Source organism: Bartonella sp. TT119HLJHH, from assembly GCF_042193385.1.
In the GTDB taxonomy this organism is placed as follows: Bacteria; Pseudomonadota; Alphaproteobacteria; order Rhizobiales; family Rhizobiaceae; genus Bartonella.
Genome location: NZ_JBHILS010000012.1, coordinates 23969 through 42208 on the forward strand (window position 1 = coordinate 23969; position 18240 = coordinate 42208).

The following is an 18240-nucleotide window of genomic DNA, read 5'->3' on the forward strand; positions in this document are numbered from 1 at the left end:
TTGTTAAAAAATTCATCAACACTAGTGGTTGCTTTCGTATTTTTTTAATATCATCCATATCTTAAATAAAAAACGCTTAACCTATGAGAAAATTCAATACATAAAGGACAAAAAATGCAATTTTATCACCATATTTTTTTTAAAACTTTCCTATAAAAATAACATATACACATTATTTAAATCTCTTTTAATGAAATTTTATCACTTCATTCTGCACCTTATAAAAATCTTACTCAAAAATAACAAAACTATTTTTCAATCAATTATAATTTTGAAAATATAAATGATAAATACCATACAACCTATGACATATTTTTTCAGCTCACTGAATAAATACTTCTTATAATTTTAGTGAGGCTTTGAATTGTACACGTTGGTATTTTAGAGAAAAAACTTATTTTTACATATGTTAGGTATTGTCAATTTTTCAAAAAATAATCCATATAGACATTACAACCTAATATAAATAAAATATGTTTAAAAGGAAGCTCAATCTCTATTATTTCATTTCAATAAAATGAATATGTCAAACAAATCTTTAAAAAAAACTTTTGAATGGTATAGCGTTCTCATTTTAAATTGTGATATCATCTCTTAAAGGTAATCCAGAAAAATCTAATCTTGTTTAATAGAGAATTTCTTAAAAGTCTTACAGCAATTTAAATAAGAGTTTTCAAAATTTTAAATCCTCTCTTTTCAGGAGGTTGCATGATATCTTATTCCTTTTAAGATTGTATATAATCAACACAAAATGATTAACTTATAGATTGTAGTTTTAAACGAGTACCTAAGAAGCCCTTATGAGGTAAGTTAACTTTATAAATCTATTCAGTTTCTCTAAGTTTCTAATTTTGGTAAGTTTCTAACGACTTTTATGGTTTCTAAGCTTACAGAAATAACTCGTTGAAAAAATTCCAATAGATTAAGTAGGGAGTGCTAATAATCTCAATAGAGTAGTAATTAGTATCATTAATAATGCTACTCTTTTTGTTAATCTTAACGCATTAGTGTCTCAGACCCTATTCAAGAGCAAAGTGACTATTCACAATATAATCATACACTTCGAGTGATCGCTGTCATGATAATATTGCTGTTGTAAATAGGTTGATAGCACTATCTTGCATTTTTATTAAGCGCAAAGATGGTGGTGCAACAATGGATTTTACACCTTGCACGAACACTATTATGAAATGGGTTTGGGTGCTTTGAGAGATGTTTTATTAAGAAAACATATGAATTTTAAACAACAAGCATATTCTTTTTTACAACGTTCTATTTTACCCGAAGAAAGTACCTATGAAAAGGATAACTAAACAAAAGCATGCAGCAATCTACTGGCTATAATAACCAAATATCAAGCTTTATTCTGCATCGCCTACCTCAGCATCAAGAAACTGATGCAAATCTACAATATAATAACGTTGTAATGCATTATCTACACTGCTTTGCGCTTTTGCCTGCCATGCTTCTTGAGCGGATTTATAATCTGAGAAAATACCAACCACATCTAAATCATCGGGATTCTTGAATTGATTACTATTAAGATTTTTTAATTCCCCACCAAATACAAGATGTAAATATTGTTTTTTTTCGTTGGTTTCAGTCATATGTGCCTCTATATTATTTAGATTATTTTAGCGTGCTTTTACGTGATTAAACTAACTTTGTTTGACGAACAACATCTATCATATCTTGACAGCAATTATTTTTACCAGCAATTAAAAGTCCATATTGGTAAGGTTCAATTCCATAAGATAGTAAAGAGGCATCAAGCGATAAAAAACACCCTCCACACTCCTGCAAAATAAGATCAGCAGCGGCAATATCCCATTCATGACAATTTGGACGAACTAATACGATATCAATTTCATCTTGAGCAACAAGAACAATACGATAAGCAAGAGAAGGAAGATAATGGTAAAGACTGACTTGATTGAGAAAATCATCTGGTAATTTTTGTGCGAGCGATTTATCAAGTGAAATTTTATATTTTCTATGAACCTGAAAGGCTAAACGAGGAAGTTTTATCCCATTTAATGTTGCCCCTCCACCCGTTACAGCTGCATAAACATCCCCTTGAGCCGGACATTGTAGAACACCCACAATAGGACGCCCATTCTCAATAATGGCAACCGAAATACACCAATAAGGACTGCCAGAAAGAAAACCACGCGTTCCATCAATAGGATCAACAACAAAAGAGCGCTCATAATAATCTTGTTTTTCTCGATTATCTTTTGTTTCTTCTGAAATCCATCCATAATTTGGACGTGCCCCTAGAAGCTTCTCTTTCAAGAAATGATCAACAGCAAAATCTGCTTCACTGACCGGGGAATTACCTTCTTTAATCCAGACATCCAACGTGCATCCAAAATACCGCATTGCTAAATCTCCTGCTTCTCGACAAACCTCACGCAAAAGATTTAAATCAGAAGAATGATGCGTATTATTTTCCTGCAAGTGTCATCCCTTCAACTAACAATGTTGGAGCAGCGGTACTATAACGCCGATCAATATCATTGGCAGGTGTTAAATGCGCTAACATATGGAGCAAATTAGAACCTAGCGTTACTTCACTCACCGGATAAGCAATTTCACCATTTTCAATCCAAAAACCGGAAGCCCCACGACTATACTGACCAGTAATAAAATCAATGCCATGACCGAATAATTCGGTCACATAAAATCCATTTTGCAAATCTTTTATCATATCGCAAGGCGATACTAAACCCGGTTCAATAGCAAAATTTGTACTGGTCGGCTGCACCAATGATGCCGAACGCACACCGTGTCCATTTGTTTTAAGTCCCAATTCTCGTGCTGTAGATGATGAAAGAAGCCAATTTTTTAAAATACCATTTTCAATAATATTGAGTGTTTGCCCCTCTACCCCTTCTCCATCAAAAGGATGAGAAGCATTTCCACGTAATCGCAAAGGTTGATCGGTTACATTAACATTAGGCTTCATCACTTCCTTGCCTAGAAAATTCTGTAAAAGACTCGTTTTACGAGCCACAGAAGCTCCATTGACCATAGATGCGATATGCCCTGCAATTCCACGAGCCGTACGCGGATTAAAAATAACATCAACGCCCCCAGTTGCCGCACGAACTGCACCCAAACGTCGAACAGCACCAAGCCCTGCATTCTTTCCCACAGTTTCTGCTGCCTCTAAATCAGAAAAATGTAAGGCTGTTGTATAATCATAATCTCGCTCCATCTGTGTTCCTTCTCCGGCAAGAGCACTACAAGAACGTGAAAAACAACTTGAGCGATAGGCTTCACAAAAACCATCGCTGGTCACAAGAACAAACCCACTACGGCCATAAGCTGTTGCAGCGCCACCAGAATTGCTTACACCTTTAACATCAAGAGCTGCTGCCTCCGTTTTTAAAGCATCTTCTGTTAAAAAATGACTGCTGGGTACAAAATCATCAAAAAGATCAAGATCTTTAGGATACTTAACCAAACACTCTTTATCTGCCAAACCTTCAAATAAACTATCGGGAGAAGCTTTAGCCATCGCAACAGCACGTTCCGCAAGTTCTTGCGGATAAGATCCTAAATTAGCAGAAACACTTGCTACTTTTTTTCCAACAAAAACCCTTAGAGTAAAATCATTGCTCTCTGCTGCTTCTGTCGATTCGACTTTCCCAAAACGAACTGATACACTGGTAGAATGAGTATGAACAATAACAGCATCAGCAGCATCTGCCCCAGAACGCCTTGCTGCTTCAACCAACGAAACAGCTTTCTCAATCTGGTTTTTGTCAGTCATTATAGACTCCCTAAAATATTTTATTATTTACATTGATAAGCATTCTGACAAATTTATACAAATCAGAATATAACTCTTGTGTGTTTATTCATAAGATTATGCACATTTCATGCATTCTTTTTCTCTTAATGCATTAAATCATTTTCCTTTTAGCTTCTTTATGAAAAGATGTAATATGCCATAAAATCTCTTTCGTTTCAAGATTTCTCATAGGATCTTATCATTTTAGAAGCCAAATCTATACTGACAATCAAAACAACCGAAAACTTGGCAATCAACAAAAGACCTAGCAATAACACTTGAATTTCAGTCAAGATCCTCAAAAATTCAAAAAGCATAAAATGATCTAAATCACAGGTTTTTCTTCCTCTGGGTAGTAAAAAACTTACCTCATATCTTTCCTATAGCATTCTTTAATTTCCAAGCAAGAATCAAGAAAATGCCTTATATTTGTATACACTTCTTTGCTTCTATAAACTCTCTCATAATGAGACGGCACTCTTGTAAATGAAACAAAACTTAAACAGAGTAAAAAATATTTCCTTCCATTATGGTTTCAACAAAATGAGCAGTCATAAACTTCTTTACCCTAATGGACGTAATATCATAAAGAACTCATTTTTATATTTAAAAGTAATCAAAGAAATTATCTTGTAAGCTTTCAAATGCAAAAAATATTGCAACATTAGAAACAGGCAAATATCATGACAATATCGGCCTACATCATAAGAGAAGTAATAAACTTCTGAAACTTTCTCATTTTCAATGAAGAGAGCATCTTATAAGCTTTTATATATAAAAAAATTCAATGAATTTCATAAGATCTTTGGTGCAAAATTAATTTTCTCAGATGATTTGACTCGATTTCAACAGCTAACTAAAAAATGCTCCGTAGCTCATTGGTTTGCCGTATACTCATAACTGATTCCATTCTAATAATAAGTTATAATTTCTGCACCTTTTTTTAAGGTATTAACTTCTTTATAAATGCACCCCCTTACAAAATGCTTTTGTTTTCAGTAAGAGCACGTCTACTCATTTCAATCATTGCATCCCGAAGATGTAACTTAATTTTTGATCCAATAATCATTCCAAATAAAGGAGCAAGTAAACCAGACATGGTTACAGTATGACGAATTTTGTTATTTGAAGAACCAGTTTTTGTTGAACAAATATATTCATGATTAAAACTCATACGTGTAAAAGGAAGTTTAGCATAATCAGAAAAACAAACATTTTTTATAACTTTATCAAGTGTAAAAGTTACTGTAGGTCCTTTTTTAGGTTTCATTTGCCCTACAGCTCCTACTTTAAAAGCACCAGAAAGTTCTACCCACTCAAGTTCACTATCCCAGCAAGGCCATGATGCCACATCTTCCCATATAGCCCAAATTTGCTCAGCACTTGCTTCTGTACTAATCTCTTCACTATATATCCAATTAAACATGATAATCTCCCCCTTTTTACAAATTACTTATCTTTAGTGATAAAGAATAATATAAAAAAGTATCCTTAAAGCTGCACAACGATAAGATACTTAATACTCTCAGATTTACTTAATATGTAATGATTAAATCAACAAGCGATATTACTAAACTAAACACACAAATATTCAGGATAAATGAACAATATTTTCAATACTAAACAAAATATCTTTTTTAAGTTTAGACAATAACAAAAAATAGAAGTTACGCACCATATAAGATATCAATGCAGACCGCATAGCTTAAAGCTTTCAACGGCTGATGAAATGTGATGATTAAGGTATAGCAGAAAGAAATTAGACAAAAAAGATCATAACTATTATCGAGGAATATATATCCTATTGGAGAAAAAGCATTTTTTCATTCTACCCGATAAAAACAAGAACTTTCTCAAGATGTAAGCGATCGTAATTTATAGAGACGTATTGCTGTCTCACCATAAAAGCGCTCATCGTCTAGATAAAAGACGTCAGGTAAATGAATCATTTTATCTTTCTTTTCTTCAAGTATGAAGAGTGTATCAGCTTTTGCCCACCCTCCTCGCAAAGCTTCTACAAAAGCGCGTTCACCTAAACAACGGCTATAAGGAGGATCAGCGCAGATAACATCAAATGGAAGCATTGTTCCAATATTACCAAGTTTGGTTGCATCTCGACGCAAAATCCGCCCTATCGACTGTAATTCAAGGGCTTCTATATTTTTTTGAAGCACCCCACGCCCCTCAACCGAGTTTTCAACAAAAACAGCAGCCTTTGCTCCACGTGAAAGTGCTTCGATGCCTAAAGCACCCGTACCAGCAAAAAGATCAAGAATGCGTTTATTGGTCCAAAATTGTTCTTCACGGCTAGAAAGAATATTAAAAAGGCTTTCACGTGTACGATCACTCGTTGGGCGAATCGACTGATTAACAGGCGAAAACAAAACACGCCCAGCAAATTTACCGCCTATGATCCGCACGGAAACCTCCAAATCTCTTCGAAGTTTTTGCACCGTCCCTATGTGGTTTAGATTTCTTCATAGCACCACCAAACGACTTTACCTTTTTCTTTCTCTCAAAAGAATGCTCATCATGACCACCTTTTATCATTTTCTCTTTATCCTTTAAAAAGCGATCTTTCTTACCAAAGAGAGGCGTCTCGTCATAAGATATTTTGCCACGCTTTTGAACAAAACTTTCCCTCTTCTCTTTGTGTGATGGACTTTCTTTTAGCTTTTCCTTGCCTCGATGAAAGGACTTTCTACCATCCAAATCGCTCTTATGATCATGCGATTTCTCCTCACTATAGGAAGGCTTTCTACGTGCACTTTGCGGACGTGCACCAGGAGCCATCCAAACATTAGCTCGGCGAGAACGCGGTAGAAAACGCTCTGCTTTTCCTTCTTCACTTTTCTCCTTCTTTACATTCTCATGAGACTTTGTACTTAATCGTGCGCGACTATGTTCAACAGAACCATCTCTTGGTCGGCGTCGTATCGCCCTTTCACTTGAGAAAACCCAACCATCATTTGCAACAGAAAGATCTTTCTGGCTTTGCTTTTCTGCAACAACTGCAGAATTTGAAAATGGTTTAAGAATAGGAGCATCAAAATCTGCATTGGCTTGCATAATCAAACGCTCCCCCAACTGATCTCGTAACATCCGCCCTTTTAACTCTTGCACGGCTCCTTCTTCTAAATCAGAGAGATGAAATGGACCATAAGATACACGTATTAATCGATTAACTGATAATCCCAATGCCCCTAAAACATTCTTTATTTCACGATTTTTTCCTTCTCGCAAAGCAACAGAAAGCCATATATTCGACCCTTGTTCGCGTTCAATTGATGCTTCAATTGAACCATAGAAAATACCATTAATCGCAATACCATTTTTAAGGTTATCCAACGCGCTCTGCTTTACTCTTCCATGAGCACGGACACGATATTTGCGGACCCACCCCGTTACAGGAAGCTCTAATACGCGCGCTAAGCCACCATCATTGGTTAAAAGCAAAAGGCCTTCCGTGTTAATGTCAAGCCTTCCAACAGAAAGAACTCGCGGCATTCCTTTTGGTAAATTACTAAAGACTGTAGGTCTACCTTCAGGATCACGGTTCGTGGTAACAAGGCCTGCTGGCTTATGGTAAAGCCATAAACGCGTTCGTTCTATAGGAGGTAAAGGTTTGCCGTCAACTTTAATAACATCAGAGCGACTAACATTAAAAGCAGGCGTTGTCACAACTGCACCATTCACAGAAACACGACCTGCAACAATCATCATTTCTGCATCTCGACGCGAAGCAACACCAGCACGCGCTAACCTTTTAGCAATCCGTTCACTCTCATTATTTTCATTCATTTGCGTTTCAAACCAATCTTTGCAAGTATGTTCAGAAAACTATTCACATGCACCATACCGCTTATTCTGAAAGAGGAAGTAGCATAATCATTTATCATTTTCTATCCTTTAACGACAATAATGTATCTGCCGACTTGCAAGTTTTTTTAAACACTTAAAAAATAGAGGTATTCTTTTCATTATAAAAGCGTAATAAATTATTTACTCCATAGCATTCCCTATCGAAAAACCTTTAGATTTTCTATACCTTCAGTAGAAAGAATATTATGACTTTGACGCCCATGGAAATAGCCCTTTTAGAAGCACAAGAGGCTGCAAAAAAAGATGAAATTCCCGTAGGTGCTGTCATTACACGCGGAAAGGCTATCATTGCACGCGCTGGTAACTTTATCAAATCTGCATATGACCCTACAGGACACGCAGAAATACGCGCAATCCGTATGGCTTGCGAAAGATTGCAAAGCGAAAGGCTTCCAGATTGCGATCTTTATGTAACACTTGAGCCTTGTGCTATGTGTGCCGCTGCCATTTCATTTGCACGCATACGACGTCTCTATTACGCAACAAATGATCCCAAAGGGGGAGCTATAGAAAATGGTCCACGCTTTTATCAGCAACCAACCTGTCATCACAAACCGGAGATTTATTCTGGTTTTAAAGAAAAAGAAGCTGCTCAATTACTTAAAGATTTTTTTGTACAAAAGCGATACTAAAAACAATTCTTCTTCCATAACTTTCACTCTTTAAAAATTATCCTACTTCTCAAAAAAGACTATTAATTCTTCTGATATATATAGCAAAAGCTATTTTGAAACACTTTTTCTCTCACACTCTTTTAATACTGCATATTGCATCTATTACACAATACATTGATTTATAATGATAAATTATCATTTTTCAACTTGAATCATAACCCCGAATATCGTAAGATTTTCTCATCATAAATCATCTCATATTGATTCAAGTGAGAATCATTTGCTCACACGTGTCACAAGCGAGGCTTATGTGTAGGAAAAAATTGCATAAAAAAGGAATAAAAATGCCTCTTCTGAACCGTTCAAGTGCCAAAGGCTGTAGCAACACCCACGAGCTGGAAAATATAAGGCTTATTTCTTTATAAGAATAAAGATGGTTAGAGCACTATCGATTCTACGTTATACTATCTACATGAGCAATGTTGTAAAATAAGCTTAAGAAATGTTTCTTGTTAGGAAACGCATAAGGACTCTCTCGATGTTGTTGTCATATTACTATTTCATGAGAATAACACCCCTCCTACAGCAGCATTATAACTGTGCGCGAATGAGAGCTTGGTATCATAAGTAATCGGAAAAATACTTTACTTTAAATATTTTGTCTTTCCCCTATCGACCAATAGGTGCGGTTTTTGCTGGTTGGCGATAACTTAAAGGTGGTTCAGTGAGATAACGACGGTATTTTGAACTTCCAACTTGTGCTCTCTGACGACGTAAATATTCCTGTCGTTGCTTCGCATTCAACTGTGAAGAGTTTTCTGAACCAACGCCATTAACTGACGATCCTTTGTGAGGAAAAGGAGTATTTCCTTGATGCTTCTTCGATGCTGCCATTTCATTGACAGATCTATCCTGTTGTGGTACCGGCAAAAATCTGCGTGAACTAGGGCTTGGTATTATAAGTTTTGGATGAGGTTTCATAACAATCTGGCTGCTATTATTTGTTGGTGTTAATGAAGTAATATTAGCAACATCTTCAAAAAACTGTATCGAAACTGGTTTATTGGTACCATAGGTAGGCGCATTACATCCCGTTAAAACAAAGCATATACCCAAAATTCCTATTGGAAATATTTTTACTTCACATTTTCTCACTGCTTATCCCATTTCCTAAGTATATGGCTGATTAATATTCCCGTTATTTATGAGAGAACGGTCCATATACAAATTTCCCCCCCTGCAGATAAAACAACGGAATTTATTTCGTACCACAAAAAACTATATTCATCAATACGAGAAATATACTTGCATTTCTTTCCCTTGATTTAAAGTTTTAAATCTTACCAAGAATCAGTAGTTCCCTCAAAGCAGCAGCATCACGGGCAGATACATCGGGATAAGCTAGATCACTCCCAACATCTTGTGTATAACGCCATGATCGAGCACATTTTTTTCCCAACGCCTTCTTTGGATATACACCAACACCTTCAACATCACTCAAAGTAAAAGCATCGGAAGGCATTGTATCTTGCGTAATTGTTAGAGCACTGGTAATACAGATCTCCGCCATATCCACATTTTCTAATGCCTCTCGTAAAACCGGATTGGAAATAAAAACAATAGGCGCTGCTTCCAAAGAGGATCCAATACGCTTATTAGCACGTTCAAGCTCTAAAGCACCTGTCACAACTTTACGGACCTGCCGAATTTTTTTCCAACGCTCAGCCAAAGATTGGTTTTGCCATTCTTCTGGTACAGAGCGAAATTGTTCCAAATGCACCGATTGGCTTTCTGGATAACGCTCTAACCAAGCTTCCTCCATTGTAAAAGGCAACATTGGAGCAAGCCATGTTACCATACGCTCAAAAATCTCACGGACAACCTGCAAGGAGGCCTTGCGTTTTTTTGATGAAGGCGCATCACAATAAAGAGAATCCTTGCGGATATCAAAATAAAATGCCGATAACTCAATGATTGAAAAATCCAATAATGCACGCATAATCTTTTTAAAATCAAATTCATCATAAGCGCGATTAATTAACTGATCAAGTTCAAAAAGCCTATGCAATATAAATCTTTCAAGATCCGGCAGTGCACCATAAGATATTTCTTCTCCATCATCATGTGCTAAAGTTCCAAGCATCCAACGAATTGCATTGCGTAGTTTACGATATGAATCCACATTTGTTTGAAGTATTTTTTTGCCTAAACGCTGATCTTCCCAATAATCAGTTGTCATAACCCAGAGACGAAAAATATCAGCTCCAGATGTTTTAATGATCTCTTGCGGAACAACCGTATTGCCTAAAGATTTAGACATTTTCTTACCATTCTCATCCAAAGTAAAACCGTGTGTGATCACGGCTTTATAGGGAGAACAAGCACGCGTACCACAGCTTTCCAAAAGAGAAGATTGGAACCATCCGCGATGTTGATCTGAACCTTCAAAATAAACATCAGCAGGCCATTTCAAATCAGCCCGATCTTCTAACACAAAGCTATGGCTTGCTCCAGAATCAAACCAAACATCCAAAATATCATAAACCTGTATCCAAGGCTCATGTGCACGCTCACCTAAAAAACGTTCACGTGCTCCTTCAGCAAACCATGCATCTGCCCCTTCTGCTTCAAAAGCCCGTAAAATACGCTCGTTCACACCTTCATCTTTTAGAATAACACCATCCTCATTCGCAAAAATACAAATAGGAACTCCCCAAGAACGCTGACGAGAAAGAACCCAATCAGGACGATCTTCTATCATAGAGGCTAGGCGGTTTTGCCCAGAAGGTGGTACAAAACGCGTTTTTGAAACAGCCTCCAAAGCCCGACTGCGTAAAGTTGAACCATCCCCAAGATCTTTATCCATTGAAATAAACCATTGCGGTGTATTGCGAAAAATAACGGGTTTTTTCGAACGCCAACTATGGGGATAGGAATGCTTTAAACGCCCCCGTGCAAACAATCGATCTGCTTTAATTAAAGCGTTAATGACCTCTTTATTGGCATCACCCATTTTTCCATTATCATCAATAACACGTGCAGGTCCTCCTTCACGATCTGGTCCTAAGCCTGGAACATCTTTCGTATAGAACCCTGCATCATCAACAGGAAACGGTATAGATGAATCAATCCCCGCCTGCTCCAGTAAAGACTTATAATCATTCCAAATTTCAAAGTCCTCACGCCCATGGCTTGGTGCTGTATGGACAAAACCCGTACCAGCACTCTCTGTTACATGCGAACCATCAAGCAATGGAATTTTATAATTATACCCTCCAGCTAAACCTTTGAGTGGATGAGAAAGAACAAGAGCTTTCAATTCTTCAGAAGAAATAACACGCAAATGCTTCAAAACAAGTTTGGCTTTTTCTGCACAACTCATCGCTAAAGCGTCTGCAAAGAGAAGCTTTTCTCCCACTTGAGGACCAAAATCATTTTCAGCACTTTCAACTTCGTAAATACTATAAGAAATTTGCGAAGAATAACTCACTGCACGATTGCTTGGAATTGTCCACGGTGTTGTTGTCCAAATGACGACATGAGCACCATATAAATCATCAGAATTTGCTTCAAAAACAGGAAACTTAACCCAAAGCACCTCTGATTCATGATCATGATATTCAATCTCAGCCTCTGCCAAAGCCGTACGTTCCACAACAGACCACATCACCGGCTTGGAACCACGATAAATCTGATCTGACATAGCAAATTTTATCAATTCACTAGCAATACGTGCTTCTGCATGAAAAGCCATTGTAGTGTAAGGCGTGTTAAAATCTCCCACAACACCAAGGCGTTTAAATTCTTCGCTTTGAACGGTTACCCAATGTTGTGCAAATTCACGGCATTCTTGACGAAACTCGTTAAGAAGTACCTCGTCCTTATTTTTTCCTTGTGCGCGATATTTTTCTTCAATTTTCCATTCAATTGGAAGCCCATGGCAATCCCAACCAGGAACATAATTTGCATTAAAACCGCGCATTTGAAATGAACGAACAACCACATCTTTTAGAACTTTATTTAAAGCATGCCCGATATGAATATGGCCATTTGCATAAGGTGGACCATCATGAAGAATATAAAATGGACGATCTTTTGCTTGTTGGCGCAATTGCGCATAAAGCCCTATATTTTCCCAATGCGCCATCAATTCAAGTTCTTTTTGCGGAAGACCTGCACGCATGGGAAAATTTGTCTGTGGGAGATAAAGAGTTTTTGAATAATCTATTGTTTCATTTTTCACAGTCATTGTGAAATATTCCTGTCCACTTTTACGAGTTTACTTTTGCATAACTTCCCTGAACCCTGCAACTCTGGTTTTTATCTATAGGGAAAGCCGAGCTTATCATTCGTATTAAGCAGCGATCAAGAAAATATATCATCACACTTTATGGGCTTTATCACGAAATTCACAAGAAAAGAAACCAAAAAGTGATCTTTAAAAAAATAAAGGCTCCACTGACAGTGGAGCCTTTTAGAAATTTACTCTTTAAAAAATTAGAATTTATAAGCTACACCAACACGGAAATCATTGGTTTTGTAGTTAATTTCAAGTTTTTCCTTTACAAATTTCTTTTTACCAAAATCAGAGTAACGATATTCTGCACGTACAATCACATTATCCAGAAGCGAGAAATCAACGCCACCACCAAGTGTGTAACCAATCATGGTTTTTGTTTCATCAGCTAAGTTCTTAGAAGAAACGACTCTTCCATCCTCATCCTTAACGGATACTGATATAGTGTCTTGGAATTGCCCATAAGCAATACCACCAGCAAGATAAGGCATAAAGCGATCAGCAGCAAAACCAATACGGACCCGTGTAGCACCACCCCAATTTTGCTTGAAAGTATGACTTAAAGTTTCAACTGCATCCTCTTGATCAAGACCAAGTTCAGAAGCCATCTTTTTTATTTGTTCTATACCATATACACTGGAATCGTTCTTATCCACCGCTTGTGTACTTTGTGCACCGTGTCCAGCCATATTCTGTCCACCATGAGAACGAGAAGCATGTGGATTAGCACCATGCGCATGAGCGCCAGAACCATGCCCACCTGCATGAGATGCACCATACGAATTAGCATTTCCGCTACCATGGGAAGAACTATGATGACCTCCCTGTTGGGCTCCGCTTGTTCCATTAGAAACTTTTGTCTCTGAACCAGAGGATGATCCTGATCTCGCGAGTACAAGTGGTGCGCTCGGTACTGTTTTTTCTTTTGATGATTGTTCCGATGTGGGTGCTTTTGCTGCTGGCTGACTTGCGCCTGATACTGTTGATGAGGTAGAAGACGCGGTTTTTATAGCAACTGGTTTTTCAGACACTGTCCCTTCACTTGCCCTTCCCCCTGATAACTGACCTCCTATAGCTGATCTTGCCAATGAGAGCGATGCTGACCGCTCTGGTGTTCTACCCCCTGCGTCGGGGGAGGAGGATTTAGATGCAACTGGCTGTGATCGACTTACCACACCTACCGATGTCCCTCCTGTATTTGATCTTCCCAATGAAGACGATGGCAATTGCACTAATCTAACCGTCTGTCTAGAGGAGGCTGATTGTGCTACCGGCGATTCAGATGGCGTTTTTGATGGTGATGTTGGAACTACTGGATTTTTTACCTCCACAGCCACTGTTTGTGTTGCATTAACATTGCTAGAATTTCCAGTTGTTGCTGCTTGATTTGATTGTGCTGCTCCTGCTCGTGACGGTTGAACTGCAGTTACTGGTTTAGCTGGTGCTTGACTAGATTGCGTTGCAGCCGATTGTTCTGACGCGGATCCTGCTGTTTGATTCCCTCCTGTTATAGTTCCTGTACCTACAGGTGCTCCTGAAGCGGCTTTTGGTGCTTGTGTTTGTGCTTGTGTTCCTATTGCTGCTTGTGGTGCTTGAGGTGTTTGTAGGCTTGCGGATCTGCGGGATCTTACGACTGCATTTTCTACTGTAGTGTTATCAGCTGCACCTATGGTGATTGTCTTTGTGTGTTTTTTTCCAGATATCATTAAATCCGTATCGATACCAAAAATAAAGTTATCACCGAGATCAATATTAGAACCTGCATAAAAACCACCTGCAAAACCTGAAAGTTTAGGAGAGAACTCTTTATCCAGTGGTAAACTCTTTTCTTGACCGACAAGAGCCATATCAGCTTTGCTCGAAAAACCACCCACTTGGACACCTAAATAAAGACCTGTCCATGAAAAAGTAGGCGCGACAATGGTAGAAGAAGTCGATGATGCTGGCTGATGAGGAATCATAACATCAGCAGCTAGCGCTGTAGACGCTGAAATTAAAGAAAAAATAGAAGCCGTTATTAAACGTTTTGTATTCATAAAGTCTCTCCAAATATCCAAAATGAAATGTATATAGAGTATCTTTTTTGAAAGATCTGTAGCAAAAATGACACACTCACAAAAAAATAAAGAATTTTTGAAAATAAGGCTTCTTAAACTTTTAATTCTACATTCAATGAGAATTTGTAAACTAAATTACACTAAAATAAAGTTGGATTCATTTTCATTAAATTTTCGCATAACTGTTAATGATAATATTCTTTATAAATTTCTTTTTACCGAAATCTGAATAACAGCATTCTGCATGCAATAAACTATTATCTGTTATTGCAAAATCAATGTCAGCGCAAACAGTGAAATCAAATATTACCTTTTTAAAAACCAGTCCCCATCAAAGTTTCATCTATTTACCAGCTGATCTACCTTTTGTGCTTTAGCAATAATATTTTGTATCTAAAATTAAGAAAAACAAAGGACTTATTCAAACTCTCGCAAAAAAACTTTTAGATTCTTTGCATAAACATCTTCATCATGCATCACTTTGATTTATAATGATAACTTATTGTTTTCATATTGAATGAAAAAACTAATACTGTAGGATTCTATCATTTCAAATCCATTTATCTTGAATCAATCAAAACCACTCGCTTGTACATAACAAGCGGGATGAGTGTGTGGATAAAAATTGTACAAGAAAGGAGTAAAAATGGTTCTTATGAATCGTCTTAATGCAAGGGCTGTCGCAACACCCACGAGCTGGTAAATATAGTGATGGTACCGGCTTGCTTCTTCATAAGCGTAAAGATGGTAGTGCTCAATGGCTTTATCGTTATACCATTCATGGTCGGCGCTGTGAAATGGGCTTGGGTGCCTTGCGAGATGTTTCTTTAAAACAAGCCCGTGAATTGGCAACTGGGTGGCGCTCTGTTTTACGTGAGGGGCGTGACCCTATTAAAGAACGCAACAAACAAAAGCGTGAGGCAATGCGCAATCTCCATTATTTAAAAGATATTGCTCTAGATGCTTTTGAAAGCCGTAAAGCTGAATTAAAAAATGATGGTGAGTCTTGTAATTGGTTTTTACATTTACGCCTCCATATTCTCCCTAAATTAGGCTGTCTGCCCGTTTCAGAGATTACCCAAACAGAGATACGCGATACCCTTGCCCCTATTTGGCATACAAAAGCTGGAACAGCTAATAGAGCTCTTATTCGTCTCAATCTTTGTCTCAAACATGCGGCTGCCTTAGGATTGAATGTTGATTTACAAGAAACAGAAAAAGCACGCGCTCTCTTAGGAAAACAACGCCATAAGGTCACTAATAGACCAGCCATGGATTGGAGAGAGGTTCCGGCTTTTTATAAAACACTCTGTGAAGCATCAACCATAACACAACTGGCTTTGCGTTTGCTTATTCTGACAGGTGTTCGTACCAATCCTTTACGTCATATTCATAAAGATCAAATTGATGGGGATATATGGACCATACCTGCTGAAAATATGAAAGGCAAGCGTGATACAACAAAAGAATTTCGCGTGCCTTTATCAACTGAAGCATTAGACATTTTAAAACAAGCACGATTGCTTTCTCGTAATGATTTCTTTTTTTCTGCTAAAGGTCGCGGTCCCCTCGCTGAGAAGTGTATGGCTCAATATATGAGAGACAATAAGCTTGAAGCCTGCCCCCATGGTTTTCGCTCTAGCTTACGCGATTGGCTTGCTGAAACAACCGATGCCCCTTATGAGGTCGCTGAAACCATTCTAAGTCATACAGTAGGAGGGCAAGTAGAGCGCTCCTATCGTCGTACTGACTATCTAGAACAGCGCCGCGTTTATATGGATAAATGGGCGGCTTATGTCACGGGTCAAACCTAAAATATGGGGTGAATAACCCCATTATCTGTGGATAACTTTAGCTCTCTTCTCTCTCATTCTTTCTCAATAAGATTCATCACGTATTACATCAGAAATTATATGATAAAATATTGTTTTCTATAAATAAAATGCCTTCAAAAATGAACCAAAATGTGGTTAATAAATGGTTATGATTTGTTACCATTTTTATAGTGAAAGGATTTTAGTATGACAGAAAATGATATTCTTTTGACAGACCGTGAAAGTGCAAAATTGCTTCATATGAGTGTCTCAACATTCCGGCGTCATGTTACCAATGGCTCTCTCCCAAAACCTTTAAAATTTGGTTTTTTTATCGCGTTGGTTACAATCGGATCTTTTGAATGTCATCGAGCAAGCAAAACAGCAACGTTATAACGACGCGGCATAAAAAAACCTTGTCACGTAAGGACGGACAAGGCTTTCTCAAACTCATCAACCTAGAGCTTTATTTGGTGTAAATTCAAAGCTTTCTCTGCTGAAGCAAGACCTAAGGTTTGCATTCAAGTTGTTCTGAATGCTTTTTACAATAAGGGCTATTTAAGCGTCTCTCAACACTTCGCTGAGGCATGACAGCACCAGGACGACATATGGGAAGGTTGTCTGATTTATGGTTCTCACACCAATCTTGTATTGTAAAGCTAGGGCGAAAACCTGATTGCGCCATACACATTTCAATACTGGCAAATTGATTCAAATCTAGCGCCACAACCTTATTAAGGTCCGGTACTCCACATTCTAAAAGTATTTTATTTCTCCATAATGCTGGAGAAAGTGAGGGAATTGAATTAACACATCCAGTGATACTTAACAGAGCTATACAACTCAATAGTTTTAAGATTTTCTTCATTATTCCCCTCTTTCAATGGATTTATTTACAATAAACAGCTCATAAGCTTGTTGATATTTTTTGTCACCGCTGTTTAAACAACGGTGAACAATATTGAAATGGTTGCTTGAGGAAACAATCCCGCACAGGCATGTAAAAACGTGAGTGGGGGGATTGTCGGTCATCACAAACAAAACTTAAGGTTTGCATTCAGGTTGTACTGGACTTCTTTTACAAAAAGGGCTGTTTAAGCGCTTTTCGACACTTCTCTTCGGGATGACAGCACCAGGCTGACAAATGGGAAGGTCTCTACCGTTAAAAGGAGAGCACCAGCTAGCTCTCCCTTTATAATGGAATCCTGCTTGGATCATGCAAGCATCAATCGTTGCATTCTCATTGTTGCTTAACTTTTGAACTTCATCCTCAAGATAATTAAGGTGTGGCAAACCACATTCTAGCAATGCTTTTCCTACCTCCGTAGAATCTGCTCCTAGCTTCTCCCACACAGCCGTCTCTCCTCGAGGAGGTTTATCAATGTTTTCAATGTCACATCCAGCAACCGTTAACAAAATGAGCAGGCTTAATAAATTAAACAACATTTTCATTTTTTGTTCCCTGTTCTCGTTGAATAAAGTTTGTTAAAATCAAATGAACCATAATTAATTTGACACTCACGACTCGCATCAGCATAACAATTATGGGGGCTCGGATTAAGGCCCAAGACCGCTCTCCCCATCTCTCTGATTGGATTAGTTGCTATAGTAAATAAACTGTTTGCTGCAAATATCGTCATATAAAAAGGATTTTTTATACCTTTCTCCAAAAGTGAAAAATCTAGATTTAAAGGTGCCTTATAAGCCGTAGGCCAATTGTAACCAATCACTGTACTAATGGGGTCTAACATATGACCTTGTATGTAGATATAATTTT

At 37.7% G+C, this 18240-nt stretch carries 12 protein-coding genes and 4 pseudogenes; 3 read left to right on the forward strand and 13 right to left on the reverse strand.

Annotated features, from left to right (window positions below; translation table 11 throughout):
- Window positions 1–824: 824 nt before the first annotated feature.
- The 7 genes and pseudogenes from ACFIJL_RS07020 to ACFIJL_RS07050 form a co-directional block, all read right to left on the reverse strand.
- Window positions 825–1101, reverse strand: a pseudogene (locus ACFIJL_RS07020) (hypothetical protein); the annotation flags it as partial.
- A gap of 260 nt (window positions 1102–1361) precedes the next feature.
- On the reverse strand, window positions 1362–1607 hold the full coding sequence (locus ACFIJL_RS07025) for a DUF4170 domain-containing protein (RefSeq protein WP_375623785.1): 246 nt from the start codon (window positions 1605–1607) through the stop codon (window positions 1362–1364).
- Between the two features lie 46 nt (window positions 1608–1653).
- Window positions 1654–2460 (reverse strand): 3'(2'),5'-bisphosphate nucleotidase CysQ, encoded by an 807-nt coding sequence (locus tag ACFIJL_RS07030; protein WP_375623787.1) that lies wholly within the window; start codon window positions 2458–2460, stop codon window positions 1654–1656.
- Window positions 2447–3778, reverse strand: coding sequence for a TldD/PmbA family protein (locus ACFIJL_RS07035; RefSeq protein WP_375623789.1), 1332 nt, complete (start codon window positions 3776–3778; stop codon window positions 2447–2449). The genes ACFIJL_RS07030 and ACFIJL_RS07035 overlap by 14 nt, the downstream gene beginning before the upstream one ends.
- Before the next feature lie 997 nt (window positions 3779–4775).
- Window positions 4776–5225 carry a hypothetical protein gene (locus ACFIJL_RS07040; protein WP_375623791.1) on the reverse strand — a complete coding sequence of 150 codons (450 nt, stop codon included), beginning with the start codon at window positions 5223–5225 and terminating at the stop codon, window positions 4776–4778.
- A 427-nt stretch (window positions 5226–5652) separates the two neighbouring features.
- Window positions 5653–6219: a 16S rRNA (guanine(966)-N(2))-methyltransferase RsmD gene (gene rsmD, locus ACFIJL_RS07045; RefSeq protein ID WP_375623793.1), complete on the reverse strand. Its 567-nt coding sequence runs from the start codon at window positions 6217–6219 to the stop codon at window positions 5653–5655.
- Window positions 6200–7600, reverse strand: coding sequence for a pseudouridine synthase (locus tag ACFIJL_RS07050; RefSeq protein WP_375623795.1), 1401 nt, complete (start codon window positions 7598–7600; stop codon window positions 6200–6202). Before ACFIJL_RS07050 ends, rsmD begins: the two co-directional genes overlap by 20 nt.
- 266 nt (window positions 7601–7866) lie before the next feature.
- On the opposite strand from ACFIJL_RS07050, the gene ACFIJL_RS07055 reads away from it, so the two are divergent.
- Entirely contained in the window at window positions 7867–8313 is a 447-nt protein-coding gene (locus ACFIJL_RS07055; protein WP_375623797.1) for a nucleoside deaminase, read from the forward strand.
- Window positions 8314–8964: 651 nt separating this feature from the next.
- Here ACFIJL_RS07055 and ACFIJL_RS07060 read toward each other — a convergent pair.
- The 3 genes from ACFIJL_RS07060 to ACFIJL_RS07070 form a co-directional block, all read right to left on the reverse strand.
- Window positions 8965–9450 (reverse strand): hypothetical protein, encoded by a 486-nt coding sequence (locus ACFIJL_RS07060; protein ID WP_375623799.1) that lies wholly within the window; start codon window positions 9448–9450, stop codon window positions 8965–8967.
- 178 nt (window positions 9451–9628) lie between these two features.
- A complete protein-coding gene (gene ileS, locus ACFIJL_RS07065) occupies window positions 9629–12544 on the reverse strand; it encodes an isoleucine--tRNA ligase (RefSeq protein WP_375623801.1) in 2916 nt (971 codons plus the stop codon).
- A gap of 248 nt (window positions 12545–12792) precedes the next feature.
- Complete coding sequence (locus ACFIJL_RS07070) at window positions 12793–14628, reverse strand: porin (RefSeq protein WP_375623803.1); 1836 nt, start codon at window positions 14626–14628, stop codon at window positions 12793–12795.
- A gap of 667 nt (window positions 14629–15295) precedes the next feature.
- Here ACFIJL_RS07070 and ACFIJL_RS07075 point away from each other — a divergent pair.
- Together ACFIJL_RS07075 and ACFIJL_RS07080 are read left to right on the forward strand one after the other, a co-directional pair.
- Window positions 15296–16463 (forward strand): annotated as a pseudogene (locus ACFIJL_RS07075) (tyrosine-type recombinase/integrase).
- 207 nt (window positions 16464–16670) lie between these two features.
- Window positions 16671–16872, forward strand: a pseudogene (locus ACFIJL_RS07080) (helix-turn-helix transcriptional regulator).
- Between the two features lie 99 nt (window positions 16873–16971).
- Here ACFIJL_RS07080 and ACFIJL_RS07085 read toward each other — a convergent pair.
- From ACFIJL_RS07085 to ACFIJL_RS07095, 3 genes and pseudogenes are all read right to left on the reverse strand, one after another.
- Entirely contained in the window at window positions 16972–17331 is a 360-nt protein-coding gene (locus tag ACFIJL_RS07085; RefSeq protein WP_375608402.1) for a hypothetical protein, read from the reverse strand.
- A 176-nt stretch (window positions 17332–17507) separates the two neighbouring features.
- Entirely contained in the window at window positions 17508–17915 is a 408-nt protein-coding gene (locus ACFIJL_RS07090; RefSeq protein ID WP_375623805.1) for a hypothetical protein, read from the reverse strand.
- Window positions 17912–18240, reverse strand: a pseudogene (locus ACFIJL_RS07095) (hypothetical protein); the annotation flags it as partial. The pseudogene ACFIJL_RS07095 and the gene ACFIJL_RS07090, both read right to left, overlap by 4 nt.

Bases quoted from the DNA above. Each gene is read 5' to 3' on its own strand.
- ACFIJL_RS07025 (WP_375623785.1), bottom strand. From the start codon at position 1,607: ATGACTGAAACCAACGAAAAAAAACAATATTTACATCTTGTATTTGGT.
- ACFIJL_RS07035 (WP_375623789.1), bottom strand. From the start codon at position 3,778: ATGACTGACAAAAACCAGATTGAGAAAGCTGTTTCGTTGGTTGAAGCA.
- ACFIJL_RS07040 (WP_375623791.1), bottom strand. From the start codon at position 5,225: ATGTTTAATTGGATATATAGTGAAGAGATTAGTACAGAAGCAAGTGCT.
- ACFIJL_RS07050 (WP_375623795.1), bottom strand. From the start codon at position 7,600: ATGAATGAAAATAATGAGAGTGAACGGATTGCTAAAAGGTTAGCGCGT.
- ACFIJL_RS07055 (WP_375623797.1), top strand. From the start codon at position 7,867: ATGACTTTGACGCCCATGGAAATAGCCCTTTTAGAAGCACAAGAGGCT.
- ileS (WP_375623801.1), bottom strand. From the start codon at position 12,544: ATGACTGTGAAAAATGAAACAATAGATTATTCAAAAACTCTTTATCTC.
- ACFIJL_RS07070 (WP_375623803.1), bottom strand. From the start codon at position 14,628: ATGAATACAAAACGTTTAATAACGGCTTCTATTTTTTCTTTAATTTCA.
- ACFIJL_RS07085 (WP_375608402.1), bottom strand. From the start codon at position 17,331: ATGAAGAAAATCTTAAAACTATTGAGTTGTATAGCTCTGTTAAGTATC.
- ACFIJL_RS07090 (WP_375623805.1), bottom strand. From the start codon at position 17,915: ATGAAAATGTTGTTTAATTTATTAAGCCTGCTCATTTTGTTAACGGTT.